Origin of the sequence: Novosphingobium sp. UBA1939 (assembly GCF_002336885.1) — a bacterium.
Lineage (GTDB): Bacteria > Pseudomonadota > Alphaproteobacteria > Sphingomonadales > Sphingomonadaceae > Novosphingobium.
This window is the reverse complement of record NZ_DDFB01000046.1, coordinates 2,682-22,504: the sequence shown is the minus strand read 5'-3', so window position 1 is coordinate 22,504 and position 19,823 is coordinate 2,682. Positions and strand designations below refer to the sequence as shown.

Below are 19,823 nucleotides of genomic sequence, written 5' to 3'. Positions count from 1 at the left end.
ACAAAAAAGCGGCGGCAAGGCACAGGCCCGCCGCCGCAAAGGGTGGTCAGAAGTAAGCCGGGGCAGACCAGCAGCCCGTCCCGGCCTTATTCGTCATGCGTCAGAACTGAACCGTCGCATCGATACCGAAGGTGCGCGGCGCGTTGTAGTTCGCGTAGTCGCCCAGCGAGGTGTTGGCGCCCGAACGACGATAGATGTGTTCTTCGTTGAACAGGTTGCGCGCCCAGGCCGAAACGGTCAGCTTCTGGCCGCCATCGCTCATCGGGATGTCCGCCAGCGACAGGCGGGCGTTCACGATGAAGCTCTTGTCGGTCATCAGCTTTTCGCCGGCGAACGAGTGGACAGGATCGCTGTAGTTGCCATCGACGTGGAAGCGCAGTTCGGTACCGGCGCCGCCGACCGGCAGTTCATAATCCATCGAGCCCGACAGCGCGTTCTTCGGCGTGTACAGGATATAGACCGTTTCGAAGACCGGCGTGGTCACCGGCGGATTGAGCGAGGCGTTCAGCGCTTCCTGCACCGTGTTCCGCGCCGGCGGCACGTGGGTGTAGGTATAGGCGTAGGACAGGCCCATCGACAGCCCGTCGACCGGACGCACGGTCAGGTCCGCTTCAACGCCGCGAATCTTGGTGGTGCCAAGCGCGTTGACGGTTTCCAGCGTGTTCCGGACGGTGCCGTTCTGCTGCAGGATGAAATAGTTGAAGTCCACCTGCGTGTTGTCGCGGTCCATGATGTAACCGGCCACGTTGAAGCGCACCTTGCGGTCGAAGAACTCGGTCTTCAGGCCCACTTCGTAGGACTTCACCGATTCCGGCCCGAACGAGCGATAGTTCAGCGAGCGCGAGCTGGCGCCGCCGGCGCGATAGCCGGTGGCATACTTGGCGTACACGTTGATGTCGGGGTTGACCTCGTAGGCCAGCACCACCAGCGGATCGAACCGGCTGTTCGACTGGTCGAACGTGAAGTTCGTTGCCGCGCCGTTGACGGTGTAGAGCAGACCGTTCTTGTCGTCCTTGGTGTAGCGGCCGCCGACCGTGATGTGCAGCGGATCGAACGGGTTGTAAGTCACCTGGCCGTAAGCGGCATAGCTCTTGGCATAGGCCGTGCTGGCACGCGCCAGCGTAGCGCTGAGGTACGTCGACGGATCGTTGATGGTGTAGCCGTTGAGCGCCGCGTTCCACTTGTTGGTGTTCGGCGTGCGCGCCCAGTCGCTGGCACGTTCGTTGAAGTAGTACAGGCCGAACACGTAGTCGAACTTGCCGGCCGAACCGACCGCCTGCAACTCTTGGCTGAACTGGCGCTGCTGCAACCCGGCCAGCGAATAGCGGCTGAAGTTGACGTTCGGCCCCCAGATCGGCGTGCGGTGCGCGCCGCCCGAGTTGTCCCACTGTTCGTCGCTGACCGTGCGCCAAGACGTGATCGAGCGCAGTTCGAGGCCCGGCGACACCTTGTAGCTGATGTGCCCGGTGAAGCCCTTGGTGATGTCGATGCTCGGCTGCTGCGGCACACCGATATCGGCCGAGGTGGCGCGGCCATAGCCGTACTGGATCAGCGGCGTGCCGTTGGCATCCTTGGGGATGTTGGCAAGCGCGGACGGCGTGATCGTCACGAGCTGGCTGTAGAACGGCGTGTTCTCGTCGCGCGACTTGTCGAACGCGAGGTCGATGGTCAGATCGCTGGTGGGCTTCCAGCGCGCCGCGATGCGGCCGCCGTAGCGGTGATACTGGTTCCAGCCGGCCTGGCCCGCCAGCGGGTTCTTGATCGTCGGATCCTGGTGCTGAAGCACACCATCGAGCTTGATCGAGATATTGTGGTATTCGGGCAGATCGAGGTGCAACTGGGCGTTGTACGAACCGTAGTTGCCCACGCCAGCCTGCAGGCGGCCACCGAATTCGCCGGTGGGCGCCTTGAGCACCATCGACAGCGCGCCGCCCTCGGTGTTCCGGCCGAACAGGGTGCCCTGCGGCCCCTTGAGCACTTCGACGCGCTCGACGTCATAGAGGCTGGCGTTCAGGCCATGCTGACGGCCGAGGTAGACACCATCGAGATAGACGCCGACGCCCTGTTCGCGCGCGGGCTGGTTGGCGTCGTCGGGAACGATGCCGCGAATACCGATCGTCAGCGCCGACTGGCGCGCTTCGAAGGTGGAGATGCGCAGCGACGGAACCGAGCCGTCGGCCAGGTCCATCAGGCTCTGGACGTGGCGCTTCTTGAGATCGTCCGCGCCCATCACCGAGATCGAGATCGGCGTCTGCTGGAGGTTCGTCTCGCGCTTGGTGGCGGTGACGACGATTTCGGTCAGGCCGGTGCTGTCGGTTTCGGGCGAAGCGGCATCGGCGGCGGGTGCGGCGGCTTCAGCGGCGAAGGCGGGGCTGACGGCAAGCGCAAGCGCTCCCGTTCCGGCCAGCAGGCCGGCACGCAGACAGGTCTGGAAGTTCATGTTTCCCTCACTTGTGAGGACTTGTGTCCTCGGGCGAGGCCGCGTCTAGCCGCCTTCCAATGCAGTTTTGTTACGGTCCCGCCGATTCTCTCGGGAAATGTTCGCGCACTGCGACGGACATGTGACGAAACCCAGGAATTTCAGAACGTTTCCAGATATTTCCCGCGAGGGAAAAATGCGGATGCCAATCCGCGAATCGCCCGTTCCCTGCGGCACGATCGGCGGTGCCGCGGTCCGCCGTCTGAAACAAAACGCCCCCCATCCCGAAGGATGGAAGGCGCTCCGCATTTGTTTTGATCGGAGCCGATACCCGGCTCCGAAATGGTGGCAAGTGTCAGAAAGCAGTCTTCAGCGTCACGAACACCTGCCGCGGCGCGCCGGCCAGCAGGGTCTGGTTATCGCCGCTGAAGCCGAAGCCGTTCGAACCGATCGTGGCGACATAGCGCTTGTCGAACAGGTTGGTGGCGTTGACCTGCAGTTCCACCGGCTTGCGCCAGCCCACGTTGAAGCGATAGCCCAGCGAGGCATCGATCAGCGTGCGCGCAGGCACCTCCTGGTCGTTGAGATAGGTGAAATAGCGCTTCGACATGTAGTTGGCCGAGACGCGGCCGAAGAACCCGTCGCTGTCATACGAGATTTCGCCGCGCAGCAGATGCTTGGGCGCGTCGACCACGGTCTTGCCCTTGGTCGCATAGAAGTTGCCCTTCGCGTCGGTGATGTCGTCGCGATACGTCGTGTCGTTGTAGCTATAGGAGGCAAACGCGCCGAAGCCCATCGGCAGCTTCACGTCGAGCGCCGCCTCGATGCCCACCGCGCGCACGCTGCCCACGTTCTGCAGCGCGTTGGCCGCGCCGACGATGCCGACCGAGGTGGGAATGGTCAGCAGGCGGTTGCGGAAATCGACGTAGTAGCCGGCCAGCACCGCGTTCACCACGCCGGTGTTGTAGCGCAGGCCGCCTTCATAAGTATCGGACTGTTCGGGCTTGAGCTTGCCCTTGATCGCGTCGAACCCGGCCTGGGTGGACGAGAACGGCCCCGTCGTGGCCGACGAGACGAAGGCCCGCGTCACCGAGGTGAAGCCAGCGAACGCTTCCAGCCCCCGCCCGAACTTGTAGTTCACGCCCACGTGCGGCTGGAACCAGTCGCGCGCGGACAGGCGGCCGATCGTCCGGTCCCCCAGCACCAGCGGGTTGGCGTTATTGTTAACCTGGAAGCCCTTCCAGCCCAGGTTGATGTGCGCGTCGCCCAGCGTGATCTGGTCCTCGACATAATACTGCACCGTGGCGGTGTTGTACTTGATGTCCCACTGGGTGAAGAACGGGTTGCGCATGAAATCCAGGTGGTTGCGGCCCGGATTGGTACGGCTTTCATAGGCGTAGAAGCGCCGCGCCTGCTCGAAATTGTTGTTTTCGTACCACGCGCCGATGGCCACCTGGTTCGCGCCGAGATCAAGGTTCACGCTGCCGAACATGCCGGCGCGGTCGATCGTGTACTCGGTTGTCCGCACCGCCATCGGCACGCCGGTGGGGCTGTTGACATAGGGCGTGCCCCAGGTGCCCTGCCCGGAGTTGTGGTGGTAATAGGTCTTGAACTTGAAGGTTACCTTGTCACCGGCGGGGGCGGTGAGGCCCACCGCGCCCAGCCAGTCGCGGCGCAGGCCCGATGCGTCGTAATAGGCATCGTCCAGCGTCTGGATCGGCGCCGGATAAACCGTGCCCGCCGTCGGGTTGAGCGGCGTGGTGCCGCTGTCGCCGCGATTGGCGCCGATATCCGCCACCCGCACCGCCAGCGCGTATTGCGAAGGGCCGAAATTGTCCCAGTCGTAGCCAAGCCGCTTGATCATGCCGAGCGAGAGATCCTGATAGTCCTGCTCGGCCCGGTCGGAATAGCTGAGATAGGCATCGACCGTGGCATCGCCCAGCGGCGCCACCACCTTGGCGTTGGCCATCAGCGTGCGCTGCTGCCCATCACCCTTCCACTTGTCGAGGTTCTGGTATTGCACGGAAGCAAAGGCGCGCAGCCCGTCGGCGGTGCCCAGGCCGACCCGGCCGAAGACGCGCACGGTGTTCGAGGAACCGTAGGTCACGTTGCCGTCCACGCCCAGCACGCGCGCGGGATCGATCGATTCGAACTCCAGCGTGCCGCCCAGGTTGTTGGTCGATTGCGTGTCGATCGAGCCCGACCCCTGCGACACGCGGGTCACGCCGATGTTTTCGGACGTGATCGCGCGGCTGATGTGCAGCCCGTTGACGTTGCCATAGGTCATGTCGCCCAGCGGAATGCCATCCAGCGTGAAACCAAGCTGGTTCTGGTTGAACCCGCGAATGGTGATGCGGGTCGACCATTCGTAGTTTCCGAAAGGATCGGCCGACTGGAAGTTGACGCTGGGCAGTTTCTCGATGGCCTTCAGCGGGCTGGTGCCCGCCGCCAGCAGCGTCAGATCGGCGTTGGAGATTTCCTGGACCTGCCGCGTCTGGCCGGCACCGAACACGACGATTTCCGCACCGGCGGACGCATCGGCGGGAGCGGGAGCGGCTTCGTCGGCCGGGGCTTCGGCGGCAAAGGCGGGAGCGGCGACGGCCATGGCGGTCGTCACGAACAAGGCAGTCACACAGCGCATCTCTTTTCCCCTCATGGGCCTGGACTCGAGATGCGCCGCTAGACGGCCCGTGTTGCACGATCGTGCAGTTTTCCTTTCATTTCAAAGGCGGATTTGTGCGCGCTATATGACGATGGGGCCGGCGTGATCGCCACCACACCCCGCTTTCAGCGCCTCGATCAGCCAGGAGCGCGCCGGCCCCGGCGGGCAATCCCGCCGCCACTGCGCGTTAAACGGATAGGCCACGCCGGGCGCTTCCTGCATCGGCAGCCGCACGAGTCGCCCGGCGTCGAGATCATCTTGCACCAGATGCAGCGGCATGTTGCCCCAGCCGATCCCTTCCAGCAGCAAGGCGTGCTTGGCGCCGAGATCGCCCAGCCGCCACGTGCGCGCGCTGAGCACGGAGAAATCGCGGCCCTCGGTCAGGCTGGAACGGTCGGTCAGGACCAGTTGCAGATGCTGCCGCCCGGCCCCGGGGGGAATCTCGGTCAGGCGGGCCAGCGGGTGCGAAGGCGCGGCCACCGGCAGCAGTTCCACCTCGCCGATCCGCATCCGGTCGAGCACGGGGTCCTCGATCACCACCGGCCCCGTCACGCCCACATGCGCCCGCCCCTCCAGCAGCATTCCGGCGATCGCTCCGAGGGCTTCCACGTGCAGGCGCAGGTCCACCGTCGGGAAATAGGCCTGGAACTGCCGGCAAAGCCGCGCGAGCCACGCGGTGGGATACATCACGTCCACGGCCAGCGTCAGTTCCGCCTCCAGCCCCTGGTTATAGCCGCGCACCGAGGCCATCAGCGCGTCAATATCGTCCGCCACCGCCCGTGCCGTCGCCAGCACCGCGCGGCCCGCTTCGGTCAGCGTCGGCCGGCGCGATCCCTCGCGCTCGAACAGGGTGACGCCGAACTGCGCCTCCAGGTTGGCGATGCCATAGCTGATGACCGAAATGGCCCGGCCCAGCTTGCGCGCGGCGCCGTTGAAACTGCCTTCATCGACCACGGCGAGGAAGATGCGGATCTGGTCGATGGTTGGCTGGCCGACGTCCACGTTCGATACTCCTGAACATTCCCATCAATTTTATCGGAATTTTCAGATTGCCTTTCAAGGGCCATACCAAGGTCATTCGCTGCAACGCGATTTTTGGAGACATCCCGTGATCGAAGTTCGCCCCTTCCATTCGCTTGGCGCCGCCAACCACGGCTGGCTCGATGCGCACCACCATTTCTCGTTCGCCGACTATTACGACCCGCAGCGCGTGCAGTGGGGCGCCCTGCGCGTGTGGAACGATGATACCATCGCGGCGCAGAGCGGTTTCCCGCCGCATCCGCACAGCGACATGGAAATCGTCACTTATGTCCGCAAAGGCGCGATCTCGCACCGCGACAACCTGGGCAACGCCGGCCGCACCGTGGCGGGAGACGTGCAGGTCATGTCCGCCGGCACCGGCATCCAGCATGCCGAATACAATCTGGAAGACGAGGAAACGACGCTGTTCCAGATCTGGATCATGCCCGACCGGCGCGGCCATGCGCCCAGCTGGGGCACGCGGCCCTTCCCGCGCGACAGCCGCACCGGCCGCTTCGACGTGCTGGCTTCGGGCGTCGCCGGTGACGAGGACGCGTTGCGCATCAACGCCAATGCCCGCGTACTGGGCGCGACGTTGCCGGCAGGCCAGAGCCTGCGTTACGAAATCGATCCCGACCGCCATGCCTATCTGGTTCCGGCCACCGGCCGCATCCGCATTGGCGACGCAGAAGCACAGGCCCGCGATGGCGTGGCCATCACCGGCATCGATACCATCGAGATTACCGCGCTCGAAGACAGCGAGATCGTCCTCGTCGACGCGGCCTGACTGCCCCCTTCCCCCCCCTTCGAACAGAAAGAATCCCATCCCATGACCATTCAGACCACTACCGCCCGCCCCGGCACTTCCGCCAGCGATGTCGCCGCTCTTGCCGGTCGCATCCTCCTTGCCGCCATCTTCGTGCTGAGCGGCCTGTCCAAGGTCGCCGCGCCCGCCGGAACGATCGGCTATATCGCCAGCGCGGGCCTGCCCTTGCCGCAAGTCGGCCTGGCCATCGCCGTTATCGTGGAACTGGGCGGCGGTCTGGCACTTGTGGCCGGCTTCCGCACCCGGTTCGTCGCAGCGGTGCTGGCGTTGTTCAGCCTGGCAACCGCGCTCGCCTTCCACAACCACCTTGCGGACCAGAACCAGTTCATCCACTTCTTCAAGAACGTGGCGATGGCTGGCGGCCTGTTGCAGGTCGTCGCTTTCGGCGCCGGCCGCTTCGCGCTCGACCGCCGTTGAGACCACGCATCCGGGCGGCCTCACCAGCCGCCCGCCCCTTTGCTGTCATCCCCGAAACTCGTTCCGGAAAGCCACGCCATGGAAAGCCGAACCACCAATCCCCGCCTTGTTCCGCTGCTGATCGACCGCTGGTCGCCGCGCGCCTTCGATGGCAGCGCCCTGCCGCAAGAAGACCTCGAGGTGATCCTGGAGGCTGCCGGCCTCGCCCCGTCGGCCTTCAATTACCAGCCCTGGCGCTTTCTCTATGCCGTGAACGGCGATGCGCACTGGGATCTGTTCCTTTCGCTGCTGATTCCGTTCAACGCCAGCTGGGCGAAGCAAGCCGGCGCGCTGGTCTTCATCCTCTCGGAAACGCACATGGGCAGCGGTGACGAAGCGCGGCCATCGCACAGCCACAGCTTCGACGCGGGCGCCGCCTGGGCGCAGCTGGCCCTGCAAGCCACGGCGATGGGCTACCACGCCCACGGCATGACCGGAATCGACTTCGACCGCATCCGTTCGGAACTCGGCATTCCCGAAAGCTTCCGCGTCGAAGCCGCCGCCGCGATCGGCCGCAAGGCTTCGCCGGACGTGCTGCCCGAAGGCCTGCGCGCCAAGGAAGCGCCGAGCGGTCGCAAGGCCGTGGGTACGATTGCCGCCCCCGGAGCCTTCGACGCCCTGCCCTGAAAACCGGGCAGGCGAAGCGAGCCGCGGCGGCAAAAGTTCCCGCCCCGCGGCTCGCCCCACGCGATCCCTGGCACCGCTCGCCGCACTTTCCTCCGTTGCGGTTTGAAATTCGCCGGGCTGCTCCGTACATCCCGGACAAGAGCAAAATCGGGGTCTCGGAATAGCATGTACCTGGGCAGGCGCCATTTTCTGGGCGCCATTGCCGGGTCGGCAGCCAGCCTGTTCATGCCGCGCGATCTTGCGCAGGCGATCGCCCCCCAGCCGGAACACCTTCCGGCGGGCGCAGACAGGTCCGTGCTGTTGTCTCGCGCATTGGCAGCCTTGCAGCAGCATCACGATCGCGTCGCCAGCCGCGACGTGATCGGCATCGTCGACTTTTCGGCGCCTTCGCGTCTGCCGCGCTTCCAGCTGGTCGATGTGGCGGCAGGAAAGGTCATTTCCGACCATCTCGTCGCGCACGGCAGCGGTTCCGATCCCGGCAACAGCGGCTGGGTCCAGCGTCTGTCGAATCGGCCCGGCTCCAACGCCTCGTGCAGCGGGGCCTTCCTGACCGGCGAAATCTACAGCGGCAAGCATGGCCGGTCGCGCCGGCTTCAAGGTCTGGATACCGAAAACAGCATGGCCTCCAGCCGTGGCATCGTGATCCACGCCGCGCGCTATGTCGCGCCCGATCTGGCGGAAAGCCAAGGCCGCGTGGGCCGCAGCCAGGGCTGCTTCGCGGTCTCCGCAGACGACATCTCCCATGTGCTCGAACGGCTCGGCCCCGGCCGCCTGCTGTTCGCCGCGCGCTGACTGCGCCGTCCGCCGGCTTCCCGCGACCGACGGCTCACCTCCTCTTTTTTGACAAACGTCCAAAAAGGAGGTGTGCAGAATCTCCATTTGTATCATTGTGTCGCATCGATGCGGCAACGCAGCATAGGCAGGCGCACGCGCCGCGCGATGTGCTAGCAAGCTGCGAATCACGCGTTGAAAGCCATGGGGGCTTTCGGGGGAGACCATGTCGGAACATGACCTTGCCGCTGTCCGCACGGGGCGGTCGTTCTGATCTGCGGGAAATGCCATCGCCGATGCTGCCGTTGCTCCCTTGTCCGCATGGTCCGATGAAAGATTGCGAGCCGAAATTGCGTTTCCTTCTACCCTTGGCCTGCACCGCTCTCCTGCTTGCCGGATGCGGCGACAAGAAGGGAGACAAACAGTCGCCGACGCCCACCGTGGGCGTGATTGCCGCCCGCGCGGGACCGGTCGCGCTGACCGCGGACCTGGCCGGACGGACGCAGGCGTCGGAAGTGGCCGAAGTGCGGCCACAGGTGTCGGGCATCGTCATGGCGCGGCTGTTCGAGGAAGGCAGCAACGTCCGCGCGGGCCAGCCGCTCTATCAGATCGATTCGCGCCTCTATGCGGCGTCCCAGCAGCAGGCGAGCGCCGCGCTGACCAACGCGCAGGCATCGGTCGAAGCCAGCCGCCTGAAAGCGGAGCGCTATCGCGTGCTGGCCGAGGAAGGCGGGATCAGCAAGCAGGACGCGGCGGATGCCATCGCGGCTTACAACCAGGCCCGCGCCCAAGTGGCGCTCAACCGCGCGTCGCTGGCTTCCGCCAACGTCAACCTGGGCTTCACCCGGATCACCTCTCCGATCAGCGGCCGGATCGGCCGGTCGGCCGTGACCAAGGGCGCGCTGGTGACGTCCAATCAGGCCGATGCGCTGGCCAAGGTGCAGCGGCTCGATCCGATCTGGGTCAACATCCAGCAATCGAGCACCGATTTCATGGCGCTGCGCCGCTCGATGGACGCCGGACGCATCGCGGCGGGATCGACGCCGGTGCGCATCATCCTGTCGGACGGCAGCGAATTTCCGGTCGAGGGCAAGCTGAACTTCGCGGATATCGACGTGAACGAGCAGACCGGCACGGTCACGCTGCGCGCCACCGTGCCCAATCCGCGTGGCGATCTGCTGCCCGGCCTGTTCGTGCGCGCGCGCGTGGGCCAGGGCACCGTGCCTGACGGCATCCTCGTCCCGCAAACGGCCGTCACGCGGTCTCCACGCGGCACCGCCACCGTGCTGGTCGTCAACGCCAAAAGCATGATCGAAACGCGGAACGTAACCGCGGATACCGCCGTCGGCACGAACTGGCTGATCACCAGCGGCCTCAAGCCCGGCGAGAAGATCGTGGTCGAAGGGCTGCTCAAGGCCCGCCCCGGCGCGAAGGTGAAGGCGGTGCCGGCGGGCAGCAAGGCAGCGGAAGAGGGTGGCGGGAAAGGTTCCGGCACGCCGGCCGCCACGCGCAAGTAACCGCCGTGCTGTCGAAATTCTTCGCGCATCGCCCGATCTTCGCCTGGGTCATCGCCATCGTGGTGATGGCCGCGGGCGGGTTCTCGATCACCACGATGGCGGTGGAGCAATATCCCGACATCGCGCCGCCGACCGTCTCGATCAACGCCAGCTACAACGGCGCGGACGCGCAGACGATCGAAAACAGCGTGACCCAGGTGCTGGAACAGCAGCTCAAGGGCATCGACGGGCTGCTCTATTTCACGTCCAGCAGCAGCAACGGTTCGGCGCAGATCACGGTGACCTTCGAAAAGGGCATCAATCCCGATACCGCGCAGGTCCAGGTGCAGAACGCGATCGCGCGCGGCGTCACGCGGCTGCCGCAGATCGTGCAGCAGCTGGGCGTGAACGTGAACAAGGCGCAGGCGGACCAGTTGATGGTCGTCTCGCTCTACGATTCCACCGGCCGCAGCGACAACGCGGACATCGCCGACTATCTCGCCACGCACTTCCAGGACCCAATCTCGCGCGTGGAAGGCGTGGGCAGCGCCGACATCTTCGGCTCGCAATACGCCATGCGCATCTGGCTCGATCCTAACCGGCTCAACGCGGTGAAGCTGATGCCGGCGGACGTGATTTCGGCGCTGCAGGCCCAGAACACGCAGGTTTCGGCGGGCGAGATCGGCGCCCTGCCGTCGCAGCCGGGGCAGCGCCTCAACGCCACGGTAACGGCCCGGTCGCGATTGGAAACGATCGACCAGTTCAAGGCGGTCGTACTCAAGACCCAGGCCGATGGCTCCACCGTCACGCTGGGCGATGTCGCCCGCGTCGAAATGGGGCTGGAGAATTACGGCTCGATCAACAAATTCAACGGCGCGCCCGCCACCGGCCTCGCCATCAATCTGGCATCCGGCGCCAACGCCATGGCCACCGCGCGGCTGGTCAAGGAAAAGGTCGCCGAACTGTCGACCGAGCTGCCCGAAGGCTACGCGGTCGCCTATCCGCGCGACAGCAGCACGTTCGTGAAGATTTCGATCGAGGAAGTGGTCTGGACGCTGATCGAGGCGATCGGGCTGGTCGTGGTGGTGATGTTCGTGTTCCTGCAGAACTGGCGCGCCACGCTGATTCCCGCGATCGCCGTGCCGGTGGTGCTGCTGGGCACCTTCGGCATCCTCGCCGCCGTGGGCTATTCGGTCAACACGCTGACCATGTTCGGCCTCGTCCTTGCCATCGGCCTGCTGGTCGACGATGCCATCGTGGTGGTCGAGAATGTCGAGCGCGTGATGCACGAGGAGCACCTGCCCCCGCTGGAGGCGACGGTGAAATCCATGGGCGAGATCACCTCGGCGCTGATCGGCATCACGCTGGTTCTGACCGCCGTGTTCATCCCCATGGCCTTCTTCGGCGGATCGACCGGCGTGATCTATCGCCAGTTCTCGGTCACCATCGTGTCCGCCATGGCGCTGTCGGTGATGGTCGCGCTGACGCTGACGCCGGCGCTGTGCGCCACGCTGCTGAAGGAGCACGAGAAGCCGCGAGGCTGGTTCTTCGCCAAGTTCAACCGCAGCTATGAGCGGCTGGAAGGCGGCTATCGCAACCGGCTGCTGCGGGTGGTGAGCCGGCCGCTTCCGGGCATGCTGGTGTTCGGCGGCGTTTGCCTGGGCATGGCGCTGCTCTATGCGCGGCTGCCCACCAGCTTCCTGCCGGACGAGGATCAGGGCAACCTTTCGCTCAGCTACACGCTGCCCGCCGGATCGACCATCGAACAGACACAAGCCGTGGCCGACCAGCTTTCGGACTACATCAACCGCACGGAAAGCCACAACATCCAGGCCGTGTTCACCGTGGTGGGCCGCGGACAGGGCGGCAGCGGGCAGAACACCGGCCAGGGCTTCATCCTGCTCAAGCCGTGGGACGAACGGGTGGGCAGCGCAAACAGCGCCTCCGCCATAGCGCAACGCATCAACAAGCATTTCGCCTCCTCGCGCGATGGCCAGATTCTCGTCCTTTCGCCGCCGGCCATCCGCGGGCTGGGCAACGCCTCGGGCTTCGAGATGTGGCTTCAGGACGCCGAAGGACAAGGCACCGCCGCGCTGACCGCCGCGCGCAAGGACCTGCTGACGCAGGCGGCCGACGAGCCCCGGCTGGGCCAGGTGCGCTTCAACGGCCTTGAGGACACGCCGCAGCTCAAGGTGAAAGTGGATGACGCCGCGCTCACCGCGTTCCAGATCACGCCCGCCAACGTCAATTCCACGCTCTCGACCGCGTGGGGCGGCACGTATGTGAACGACTTCATCGACCGCGGCCGCGTCAAGCGCGTCTATGTCCAGGGCGATGCGCCGTTCCGCAGCCAGCCATCGGACCTGAGCCAGTGGTTCGTGCGCACCGCCGATGGCGACATGGCGCCCTTCTCGGCCTTTGCCGAAACGAGCTGGACGATCGGCGCGCCGATCCTGCGGCGCTTCAACGGCATTTCCGCGCAACAAGTGCAAGGCGCGCCGGGGCCGGGCACCAGTTCCGGCGATGCCATGAACGTGATCGAGAAAATGGCCAGCCAGCTCGATGGTGGCTTCACCGTGGCGTGGAGCGGGCTGTCCTATCAGGAACGCCGGTCGAGCAGCCAGGCGCCGGTGCTCTATGCCGTGTCGATCTTCTTCATCTTCCTGTGCCTTGCCGCGCTCTACGAAAGCTGGTCGGTGCCGTTCTCGGTCCTGCTGGTCATTCCGCTGGGCGTGGTCGGCGCGGTGCTGGCGGTGACGCTGCGCGGGTTCGACAACGACATCTATTTCCAGGTGGCGCTGCTCACCACGATCGGCCTTTCCGCCAAGAACGCGATCCTGATCGTCGAATTCGCCGAAGCCGCGCTGCGCAGCGGCGTGCCGCCGCTCGAAGCCGCGCTAGAGGCCGCGCGGTTGCGCTTCCGCCCGATCATCATGACCAGCGTGGCCTTTATCGCCGGCGTGGTTCCGCTCGTGATCGCCAGCGGCGCGGGCGCGAACGGGCGACGCGCGATCGGCACCGGGGTGATGGGCGGGATGCTTTCGGCCACCGCGCTGGCCATCTTCCTCGTCCCGCTGTTCTTCGTGCTGGTGAAGCGCTGGTTCGCGCGCAAGGCGGCAACCACGCCCGCGCCCGCCACCGGTCAGGAGGCCGGAGCATGAGCCGCCGCCTTCTGTTCGCCGCGCTGCCGCTCGCCGCACCGATGGCGATCCTGGCCGGGTGCAACATGGCACCGAAATACGTCCGCCCGGAAGCGCCCGTCGCCCCCGCGCTGCCGCAGGGAGAATCCTATCCCGTACTGGCCGCCGGCGAGACGCGCATCGACGAGATCGGCTGGCGCGATTTCTTCCTCGACGACCGGCTGCGGCAGGTTATCGCCCTGTCGCTCGCCAACAACCGCGATCTGCGCGTGGCCGTGGCCAACGTGGAACAGGCGCAGGCGCTCTATCGCGTGCAGCGCGCCGCCCTGTTCCCCACCATCGCCGCCACCGCGACCGGATCGGAAGCGCGCACCAACGGCCTCACGGTCGATACCCTGTCCACCGGCATCGGCATCTCCTCGTTCACGCTCGACCTGTTCGGCCGGCAGCGCAATCTCACGCAGGCGCAGTTCCAGACCTTTCTCGCCACCGACGAAGGGCGCAAGGCCACGCAGATCACGCTTGTCGCCGAAGTGGCGACCGCGTGGCTGACCTATGCCGCCAATGCCGATCTGCTGCGCGTGGCGGAAGAAACGCTGCAATCGCGCGAACAGAGCCTGGCGCTCACGCAGCGGCGCGAGGCCATGGGGATCGGCACCCGGCTCGACATCGCGCAGGCGCAGACCGCGCTCCAGACCGCGCGATCGGACGTTGCCGACTACAAGACGCGGCTGGCGCAGGCGCGCAACGCACTGGAACTGCTGACCGGCGCGCCCGTAAGCGAGGCCATGCTGGCGGACACGCTGGGCAGCGGCGGGCAGACGCTCGCCACTCTGCCCGTCGGCCTGTCTTCGGCTGTGCTGCTGCAACGCCCCGATGTGCTGGGCGCCGAACACCGGCTGCGCGCGGCCTATGCCAATATTGGCGCGGCGCGCGCGGCATGGTTCCCCACGATCTCGCTGACGGCCGCGCTCGGCGTCGCCTCGGGCAGCCTTTCCGGCCTGTTCAACAGTGGCGATTTCCGCTGGAACGCATCGGGCAACGCCAGCGAAACCGTGTTCGACGCCGGCGCGCGCAGCGGCAACCTCGCCTCGGCCAAGGCCGCGCGCACCGCCGCTGTCGCAACTTACGAAAAGACGATCCAGACCGCGTTCAGCGAAGTGGCCAACGCGCTCGCCCGGCGCGGAACGATCGACGACAAGCTGGCCGCGCAACTGGCGCTGACGGACAACGCCGGTCGCGCGCTCACCCTGTCGCAATCGCGCTATCGCAACGGGATCGACACCTACCTGACCACGCTGGACGCGCAGCGCACGCTCTACACCGCGCGCCTCAGCCTGGTGAACACGCGGCTGGCGGCGGCGAGCAACATGGTGGAGCTATACCGCAGCCTGGGCGGCGGCCTGAACGCGGAACCCGCGCGCCCCTGAACCGCCTTACGCCGGCCGCTTCTTGAGCAAGGCGCTGCGCAGGCAGCGGCACACCACCTCGTCGCGCTGGTTGATCAGTTCGTGCGTGAAGGTGACGATGCCCGCGCCCGGCCGGCTTTTCGATTCCTTCAGCTCGGCCACCTCGCTCGTCGCGCGCATGGTGTCGCCGATGAACACCGGCTTGGGCATGACCAGCTTGTCATAACCGAGGTTGGCGACCAGCGTGCCCAGCGTGGTATCGCCCACGGACAGGCCGACCATCAGCGCGAAGGTGAAGGTGCCGTTGACCAGGATCTGGCCGAACTCGCTCGCCTTGGCCGCTTCCAGATCGATGTGCAGTGGCTGCGGATTGTGCGTCATCGTCGAAAACAGCAGGTTGTCGGTTTCGGTCACGGTGCGGCGGATGTCGTGCTCGATCCGGTCACCCACCTGCCATTCGTCGAAAAAGCGGCCTGCCATCAGCCTTCCTCCTGCTCCACGCGCGCCAGCAATGCCTCGACCTGCACTTGCGCGCCGGGGGTGACGGTCAGCTCCGCCACGGTCCCGTCGAACGGCGCGGTCAGCGCGTGTTCCATCTTCATCGCTTCCAGCACGAGCAGCTTCTGGCCCTTGGCCACCGTGTCGCCCGCCGCGACATCGACCGAGATCACCTTGCCGGGCATGGGGGCGAGGATGGCGCCATCACCTGCGTGATGAGTGTTCGTGCCTCGGGATTCGCGCATGGTTATGCGAAATGTCTCCCCGATGGATGACGAATAGACAACATCGCCGATGCGTTCGGCGGGAAAGTGGCGCTCGTGGTCATCGTGAAGTTCGTAGTCGAGGCGGCCGACCTTAGGCTTACCATCGACACTGAGGAACACCTCCCCCTCCGCCTCATCATTGAGACGAAAACCCCTCAGTCCGATCGGGATTGCTGACGAGGTCAGCAGCTTTGCAGCGTGGACCAAAGCCGACCCGCTCGGGCCTTCATCCTCGATCAAGCTGAAGGGGTGTTCCTCAATAAAGGCGGTCGACAATCGTTCCCTGATAAAGTCTGGCTCGACCAACAGACTGCACAGCATTGATGCATTTGTCTTTACGGGCCAGCAGCCGACTTGTCCGACCGCCTTCGTCAGCGCAACTGCGGCTTCCAAGCGATCCGGCCCGTGGGTGATCATCTTCGCGATCATCGGATCGTAAAACGGCGTAACCTCGTCACCTTCCTCGAACCCACTATCCACGCGAAGCTTGGAATCGTAGTGGTTCCAATTCCAGGTTCCATCCACGGCCTTGTATTCATATGGCTCAAGCTTTTCGGGAAGCCGGAAGTATTCAAGTTTGCCAATGCTCGGCAGGGAACCCTTGGCCGGATCTTCCGCGTAGAGCCGCGCCTCGATGGCGTGGCCGTCGATCCTTAGCTGATCCTGCCGCCTGGGCAGCGGCTCGCCGCTCGCCACGCGCAACTGCCATTCGACCAGATCGACGCCGGTGATCATCTCCGTCACCGGATGTTCGACCTGGAGCCGCGTGTTCATTTCCATGAACCAGATGCGGTCTGCGCGCAGGCCTTCGCTGGCGTCGGCGATGAATTCGATCGTGCCGGCACCCTCGTAGTCCACCGCCTTGGCCGCGCGGACGGCGGCGCTGCACACGGCCTCGCGCGTCGCTTCGTCCATGCCCGGCGCGGGGGCTTCCTCGATCACCTTCTGGTGGCGGCGCTGGAGCGAGCAATCGCGTTCGAACAGGTGGACGACGTTGCCGTGGCTATCCCCGAACACCTGCACCTCGATGTGGCGGGGGGAGAGGATGTACTTCTCGATCAGCACGCGATCGTCGCCGAAGCTGGCGGCCGCCTCACGGCGGCAGGAGGCCAGCGCTTCGGCGAAGTCCGCCGCCGTCTCCACCCGGCGCATCCCCTTGCCGCCCCCGCCCGCGACGGCCTTGATCAGGACGGGATAGCCGATGGCATCCGCCTCGGCCTGAAGCCGCGCCTCGGACTGGTCCTCGCCGAGATAGCCGGGGGTCACCGGCACGCCGGCGGCGATCATGCGCGCCTTGGCCGCGTCCTTGAGGCCCATCGCGGTGATCGAGGCCGGCTTGGGGCCAACCCATACGAGGCCCGCATCCAGCACCGCCTGGGCAAATTCGGCGTTTTCGGAAAGGAAGCCGTAGCCGGGATGGATCGCCTGCGCTCCGGTGGCCCTGGCGGCGGCGATGATCTTTTCCCCCACAAGGTAGCTTTCGCGCGCCGGCGACGGGCCGATATGCACCGCCTCGTCCGCCTGCCGCACGTGCAGCGCATTGGCATCGGCGTCGGAATAGACCGCCACCGTGCGAATACCCATGCCCCGCGCGGTGCGGATGACACGGCAAGCGATTTCGCCGCGATTGGCGATGAGAAGGGACTGGATCATGGCCATTACATCCTGAACACCCCGAAGCGGGGCGCCTCCGCAACCGGGGCTTCGAGCGTTGCCGCCAGCGCCAGCCCGAGCACGTCGCGCGTCTGGGCGGGATCGATCACGCCATCGTCCCACAGGCGGGCGGTGGCGTACCACGGGTTGCCCTCGTCCTCGTACTTCTGGCGGACCGGCGCCTTGAACGCTTCGGCCTCCTCCGCGGTCCAGGTGGCGGCATCGCGATGGACCGTGGCGAGCACCGCGGCGGCCTGTTCGCCGCCCATCACGCTGATCCGGCTGTTGGGCCAGGAAAACAGGAAGCGCGGCTCATAGGCGCGGCCGCACATGCCGTAATTGCCGGCGCCGAAGCTGCCGCCGATCAGCACGGTGATCTTGGGCACGCTGGCGGTGGCCACAGCCGTCACCAGCTTCGCGCCGTGCTTGGCAATGCCTTCGGCTTCGTACTTGCCGCCGACCATGAAGCCCGAGATGTTCTGGAGGAACAGCAGCGGAATGCGGCGCTGGCACGCCAGTTCGATGAAATGCGCGCCCTTCTGCGCGCTTTCGGAAAAGAGCACGCCGTTGTTGGCAAGGATCGCCACCGGCATCCCCCAGATATGCGCGAAGCCGCAGACCAGCGTGGTGCCGTAATGGGCCTTGAACTCGTGAAACTCGCTGCCATCGACCAGCCGCGCGATCACTTCCCGGACATCGTAGGGCGCGCGCACGTCCTCGGGCACGATCGCGTATAGCTCTTCCGCATCGTACTTCGGCGGGCGCGGTTCGCGGCGGGCGATGCCAGCATCCCCCGCCGATCCCAGATGCGAAACGATGTCGCGCACGATGGTCAGCGCGTGCTCGTCGTTCTCGGCCAGATGATCGACCACGCCGGACTTGCGCGCGTGGAGATCGCCGCCGCCCAGATCCTCGGCGCTGATCTCCTCGCCGGTGGCGGCCTTCACCAGCGGCGGGCCGGCCAGGAAGATCGTGCCCTGCTTGCGCACGATCACCGTCTCGTCCGACATCGCCGGGACATAGGCGCCGCCCGCCGTGCAGCTGCCCATCACGCAGGCGATCTGCGGCACGCCCTCGGCGCTCATGTTGGCCTGGTTGAAGAAGATGCGGCCGAAGTGATCGCGATCGGGAAAAACCTCGGCCTGGTGTGGCAGGTTGGCCCCGCCGCTATCGACCAGATAGATGCACGGCAGCCGGTTCTGGCGTGCGATGTCCTGCGCGCGCAGGTGCTTCTTCACCGTCAGCGGATAGTACGTGCCGCCCTTCACCGTGGCATCGTTGGCCACGATCACGCACTGGCGGCCCGATACGCGGCCGATCGCCGTGATCACGCCGGCGCCCGGCACCTCGTCGCCATAGAGGCCGCCGGCGGCAAGCTGGCTCAGTTCCAGCAGGGGCGATCCGGGATCGAGCAGCCGCTCCACCCGATCGCGTGGCAGCAGCTTGCCCCGCGCGACATGCCGCTCGCGCGATCGCGCATCGCCGCCCAGCGCCGTGCGAGCCACGCGATCGCGCAAGTCCCGCGCCAGCGCGCGGTTGTGCGCGGCACGCGCCTGCGCCTCGGGGCTGGAAAGGTCGATGTTGGAGGAGAGGACGGGTCCGCTCATGCTGCACCCTGCATCGAAAGTGACTCCGCCGATTGCACCATTTCCCAGGTGTTCCATTCCTCGAAGACTTGCCCACGCCGGATCACCGCCAGGTTGATGCCGATCATCGTCATCGCCTCGCCGCTCTCGCGGCTGCGGACACGGGCCGTCATGCGGGTTGCCACCTTGTCGCCGTCGGCGAACTGGTCCTCGATCACGAAGGCATCTGGCGCGTAGTCGAAGATTGCATGGAAGTTCAGGATGCTCTGGCGAAACCCGGCCCAGTCCCGGTCCCCGGCGGAGGTGTGGCCCAGATAGCTGGGGGCGATCAGCGACTCCATCGCATCCACATCGGCCCGCGCGTAGCAATCGATCAGCCGTCGGAACACGGCCTTCTTGTCTTCGGCAGTCTCCGCCACCATCGCCACTCCCCCTAACCCTGCGCCCCGATAAGTTCCCGCCCGATCAGCATCCGGCGAACTTCGTTCGTGCCGGCGCCGATGTCGAGCAGCTTCGCATCGCGCAGGTAGCGTTCGACCGGCCAATCCTTGGTATAGCCCGCCCCGCCCAGCGCCTGCACCGCCTCGCCCGCCGCGCGGAAGGCGTTTTCGCTGGCCAGCAGGATCGCGCCGGCCGCGTCGAAGCGGGTGGTCTGCCCGGCATCGCAGGCGCGCGCCACGGCATAGACATAGGCCCGCGCCGATTGCAGCGCGACGTACATGTCCGCGATCTTGGCCTGCATCAGCTGGAACGCGCCGATCGGCTTGCCGAACTGCTTGCGTTCGCGGACATAGGGGATGACCGTATCGAGGCAGGCCTGCATGATGCCGAGCTGGAGGCCCGCCAGCACGACGCGCTCGTAATCGAGGCCCGACATCAGCACGCCCACGCCGCCGTGCAGCGGCCCCATCACGTTCTCTTCGGGCACGAAGCAGTCGTTGAACACCAGCTCCGCCGTGGGCGAGCCGCGCATCCCCATCTTGTCGATCTTCTG

At 65.9% G+C, this 19,823-nt stretch carries 15 protein-coding genes; 7 read left to right on the top strand and 8 right to left on the bottom strand.

The annotated features are described in order from the left end of the window. Positions 1–100: 100 nt before the first annotated feature. The 3 genes from B3547_RS07350 to B3547_RS07340 all read right to left on the bottom strand — a co-directional run bounded on the left by B3547_RS07350 (position 101) and on the right by B3547_RS07340 (position 6,083). On the bottom strand, positions 101–2,440 hold the full coding sequence (locus tag B3547_RS07350) for a TonB-dependent receptor (protein WP_124809354.1): 2,340 nt from the start codon (positions 2,438–2,440) through the stop codon (positions 101–103). Between the two features lie 334 nt (positions 2,441–2,774). Continuing rightward, positions 2,775–5,060, bottom strand: a complete 2,286-nt coding sequence (locus tag B3547_RS07345) for a TonB-dependent receptor domain-containing protein (protein WP_292961678.1) — start codon at positions 5,058–5,060, stop codon at positions 2,775–2,777. A gap of 102 nt (positions 5,061–5,162) precedes the next feature. Next, on the bottom strand, positions 5,163–6,083 hold the full coding sequence (locus B3547_RS07340) for a LysR family transcriptional regulator (protein WP_124809356.1): 921 nt from the start codon (positions 6,081–6,083) through the stop codon (positions 5,163–5,165). A 106-nt stretch (positions 6,084–6,189) separates the two neighbouring features. On the opposite strand from B3547_RS07340, the gene B3547_RS07335 reads away from it, so the two are divergent. The 7 genes from B3547_RS07335 to B3547_RS07305 all read left to right on the top strand — a co-directional run bounded on the left by B3547_RS07335 (position 6,190) and on the right by B3547_RS07305 (position 14,847). Next, on the top strand, positions 6,190–6,888 hold the full coding sequence (locus B3547_RS07335; RefSeq protein ID WP_292961677.1) for a pirin family protein: 699 nt from the start codon (positions 6,190–6,192) through the stop codon (positions 6,886–6,888). 42 nt (positions 6,889–6,930) lie between these two features. Continuing rightward, complete coding sequence (locus B3547_RS07330) at positions 6,931–7,344, top strand: DoxX family protein (RefSeq protein WP_125953978.1); 414 nt, start codon at positions 6,931–6,933, stop codon at positions 7,342–7,344. 78 nt (positions 7,345–7,422) lie between these two features. Then, the gene (locus tag B3547_RS07325; RefSeq protein ID WP_292961675.1) at positions 7,423–8,010 is read left to right on the top strand and encodes a nitroreductase family protein; all 588 of its coding nucleotides are present in this window, start codon (positions 7,423–7,425) and stop codon (positions 8,008–8,010) included. Positions 8,011–8,175: 165 nt separating this feature from the next. Beyond that, positions 8,176–8,802, top strand: coding sequence for a murein L,D-transpeptidase catalytic domain family protein (locus B3547_RS07320; protein ID WP_136956557.1), 627 nt, complete (start codon positions 8,176–8,178; stop codon positions 8,800–8,802). Between the two features lie 347 nt (positions 8,803–9,149). Further along, on the top strand, positions 9,150–10,298 hold the full coding sequence (locus tag B3547_RS07315) for an efflux RND transporter periplasmic adaptor subunit (protein ID WP_292961671.1): 1,149 nt from the start codon (positions 9,150–9,152) through the stop codon (positions 10,296–10,298). A gap of 5 nt (positions 10,299–10,303) precedes the next feature. Next, on the top strand, positions 10,304–13,438 hold the full coding sequence (locus B3547_RS07310; protein ID WP_292961669.1) for an efflux RND transporter permease subunit: 3,135 nt from the start codon (positions 10,304–10,306) through the stop codon (positions 13,436–13,438). Continuing rightward, the gene (locus B3547_RS07305; protein ID WP_292961667.1) at positions 13,435–14,847 is read left to right on the top strand and encodes an efflux transporter outer membrane subunit; all 1,413 of its coding nucleotides are present in this window, start codon (positions 13,435–13,437) and stop codon (positions 14,845–14,847) included. The genes B3547_RS07310 and B3547_RS07305 overlap by 4 nt, the downstream gene beginning before the upstream one ends. 6 nt (positions 14,848–14,853) lie before the next feature. Here B3547_RS07305 and B3547_RS07300 read toward each other — a convergent pair whose 3' ends face one another. The 5 genes from B3547_RS07300 to B3547_RS07280 all read right to left on the bottom strand — a co-directional run. Further along, positions 14,854–15,306 carry a MaoC family dehydratase gene (locus B3547_RS07300; RefSeq protein WP_125953982.1) on the bottom strand — a complete coding sequence of 151 codons (453 nt, stop codon included), beginning with the start codon at positions 15,304–15,306 and terminating at the stop codon, positions 14,854–14,856. Further along, complete coding sequence (locus B3547_RS07295) at positions 15,306–17,243, bottom strand: acetyl/propionyl/methylcrotonyl-CoA carboxylase subunit alpha (protein ID WP_292961663.1); 1,938 nt, start codon at positions 17,241–17,243, stop codon at positions 15,306–15,308. The genes B3547_RS07300 and B3547_RS07295 overlap by 1 nt, the downstream gene beginning before the upstream one ends. A 5-nt stretch (positions 17,244–17,248) precedes the next feature. Beyond that, positions 17,249–18,850 carry a carboxyl transferase domain-containing protein gene (locus B3547_RS07290; RefSeq protein ID WP_124809366.1) on the bottom strand — a complete coding sequence of 534 codons (1,602 nt, stop codon included), beginning with the start codon at positions 18,848–18,850 and terminating at the stop codon, positions 17,249–17,251. Further along, positions 18,847–19,251 carry an ester cyclase gene (locus B3547_RS07285; RefSeq protein ID WP_233497387.1) on the bottom strand — a complete coding sequence of 135 codons (405 nt, stop codon included), beginning with the start codon at positions 19,249–19,251 and terminating at the stop codon, positions 18,847–18,849. Before B3547_RS07285 ends, B3547_RS07290 begins: the two co-directional genes overlap by 4 nt. Positions 19,252–19,262: 11 nt before the next feature. Next, positions 19,263–19,823: acyl-CoA dehydrogenase family protein (locus tag B3547_RS07280; RefSeq protein ID WP_292961659.1), on the bottom strand; the 561-nt coding region annotated here is incomplete at its 5' end.

Bases quoted from the DNA above. Each gene is read 5' to 3' on its own strand.
- B3547_RS07350 (WP_124809354.1), bottom strand. From the start codon at position 2,440: ATGAACTTCCAGACCTGTCTGCGTGCCGGCCTGCTGGCCGGAACGGGA.
- B3547_RS07345 (WP_292961678.1), bottom strand. From the start codon at position 5,060: ATGCGCTGTGTGACTGCCTTGTTCGTGACGACCGCCATGGCCGTCGCC.
- B3547_RS07330 (WP_125953978.1), top strand. From the start codon at position 6,931: ATGACCATTCAGACCACTACCGCCCGCCCCGGCACTTCCGCCAGCGAT.
- B3547_RS07325 (WP_292961675.1), top strand. From the start codon at position 7,423: ATGGAAAGCCGAACCACCAATCCCCGCCTTGTTCCGCTGCTGATCGAC.
- B3547_RS07320 (WP_136956557.1), top strand. From the start codon at position 8,176: ATGTACCTGGGCAGGCGCCATTTTCTGGGCGCCATTGCCGGGTCGGCA.
- B3547_RS07305 (WP_292961667.1), top strand. From the start codon at position 13,435: ATGAGCCGCCGCCTTCTGTTCGCCGCGCTGCCGCTCGCCGCACCGATG.
- B3547_RS07300 (WP_125953982.1), bottom strand. From the start codon at position 15,306: ATGGCAGGCCGCTTTTTCGACGAATGGCAGGTGGGTGACCGGATCGAG.
- B3547_RS07295 (WP_292961663.1), bottom strand. From the start codon at position 17,243: ATGATCCAGTCCCTTCTCATCGCCAATCGCGGCGAAATCGCTTGCCGT.
- B3547_RS07290 (WP_124809366.1), bottom strand. From the start codon at position 18,850: ATGAGCGGACCCGTCCTCTCCTCCAACATCGACCTTTCCAGCCCCGAG.
- B3547_RS07285 (WP_233497387.1), bottom strand. From the start codon at position 19,251: ATGGTGGCGGAGACTGCCGAAGACAAGAAGGCCGTGTTCCGACGGCTG.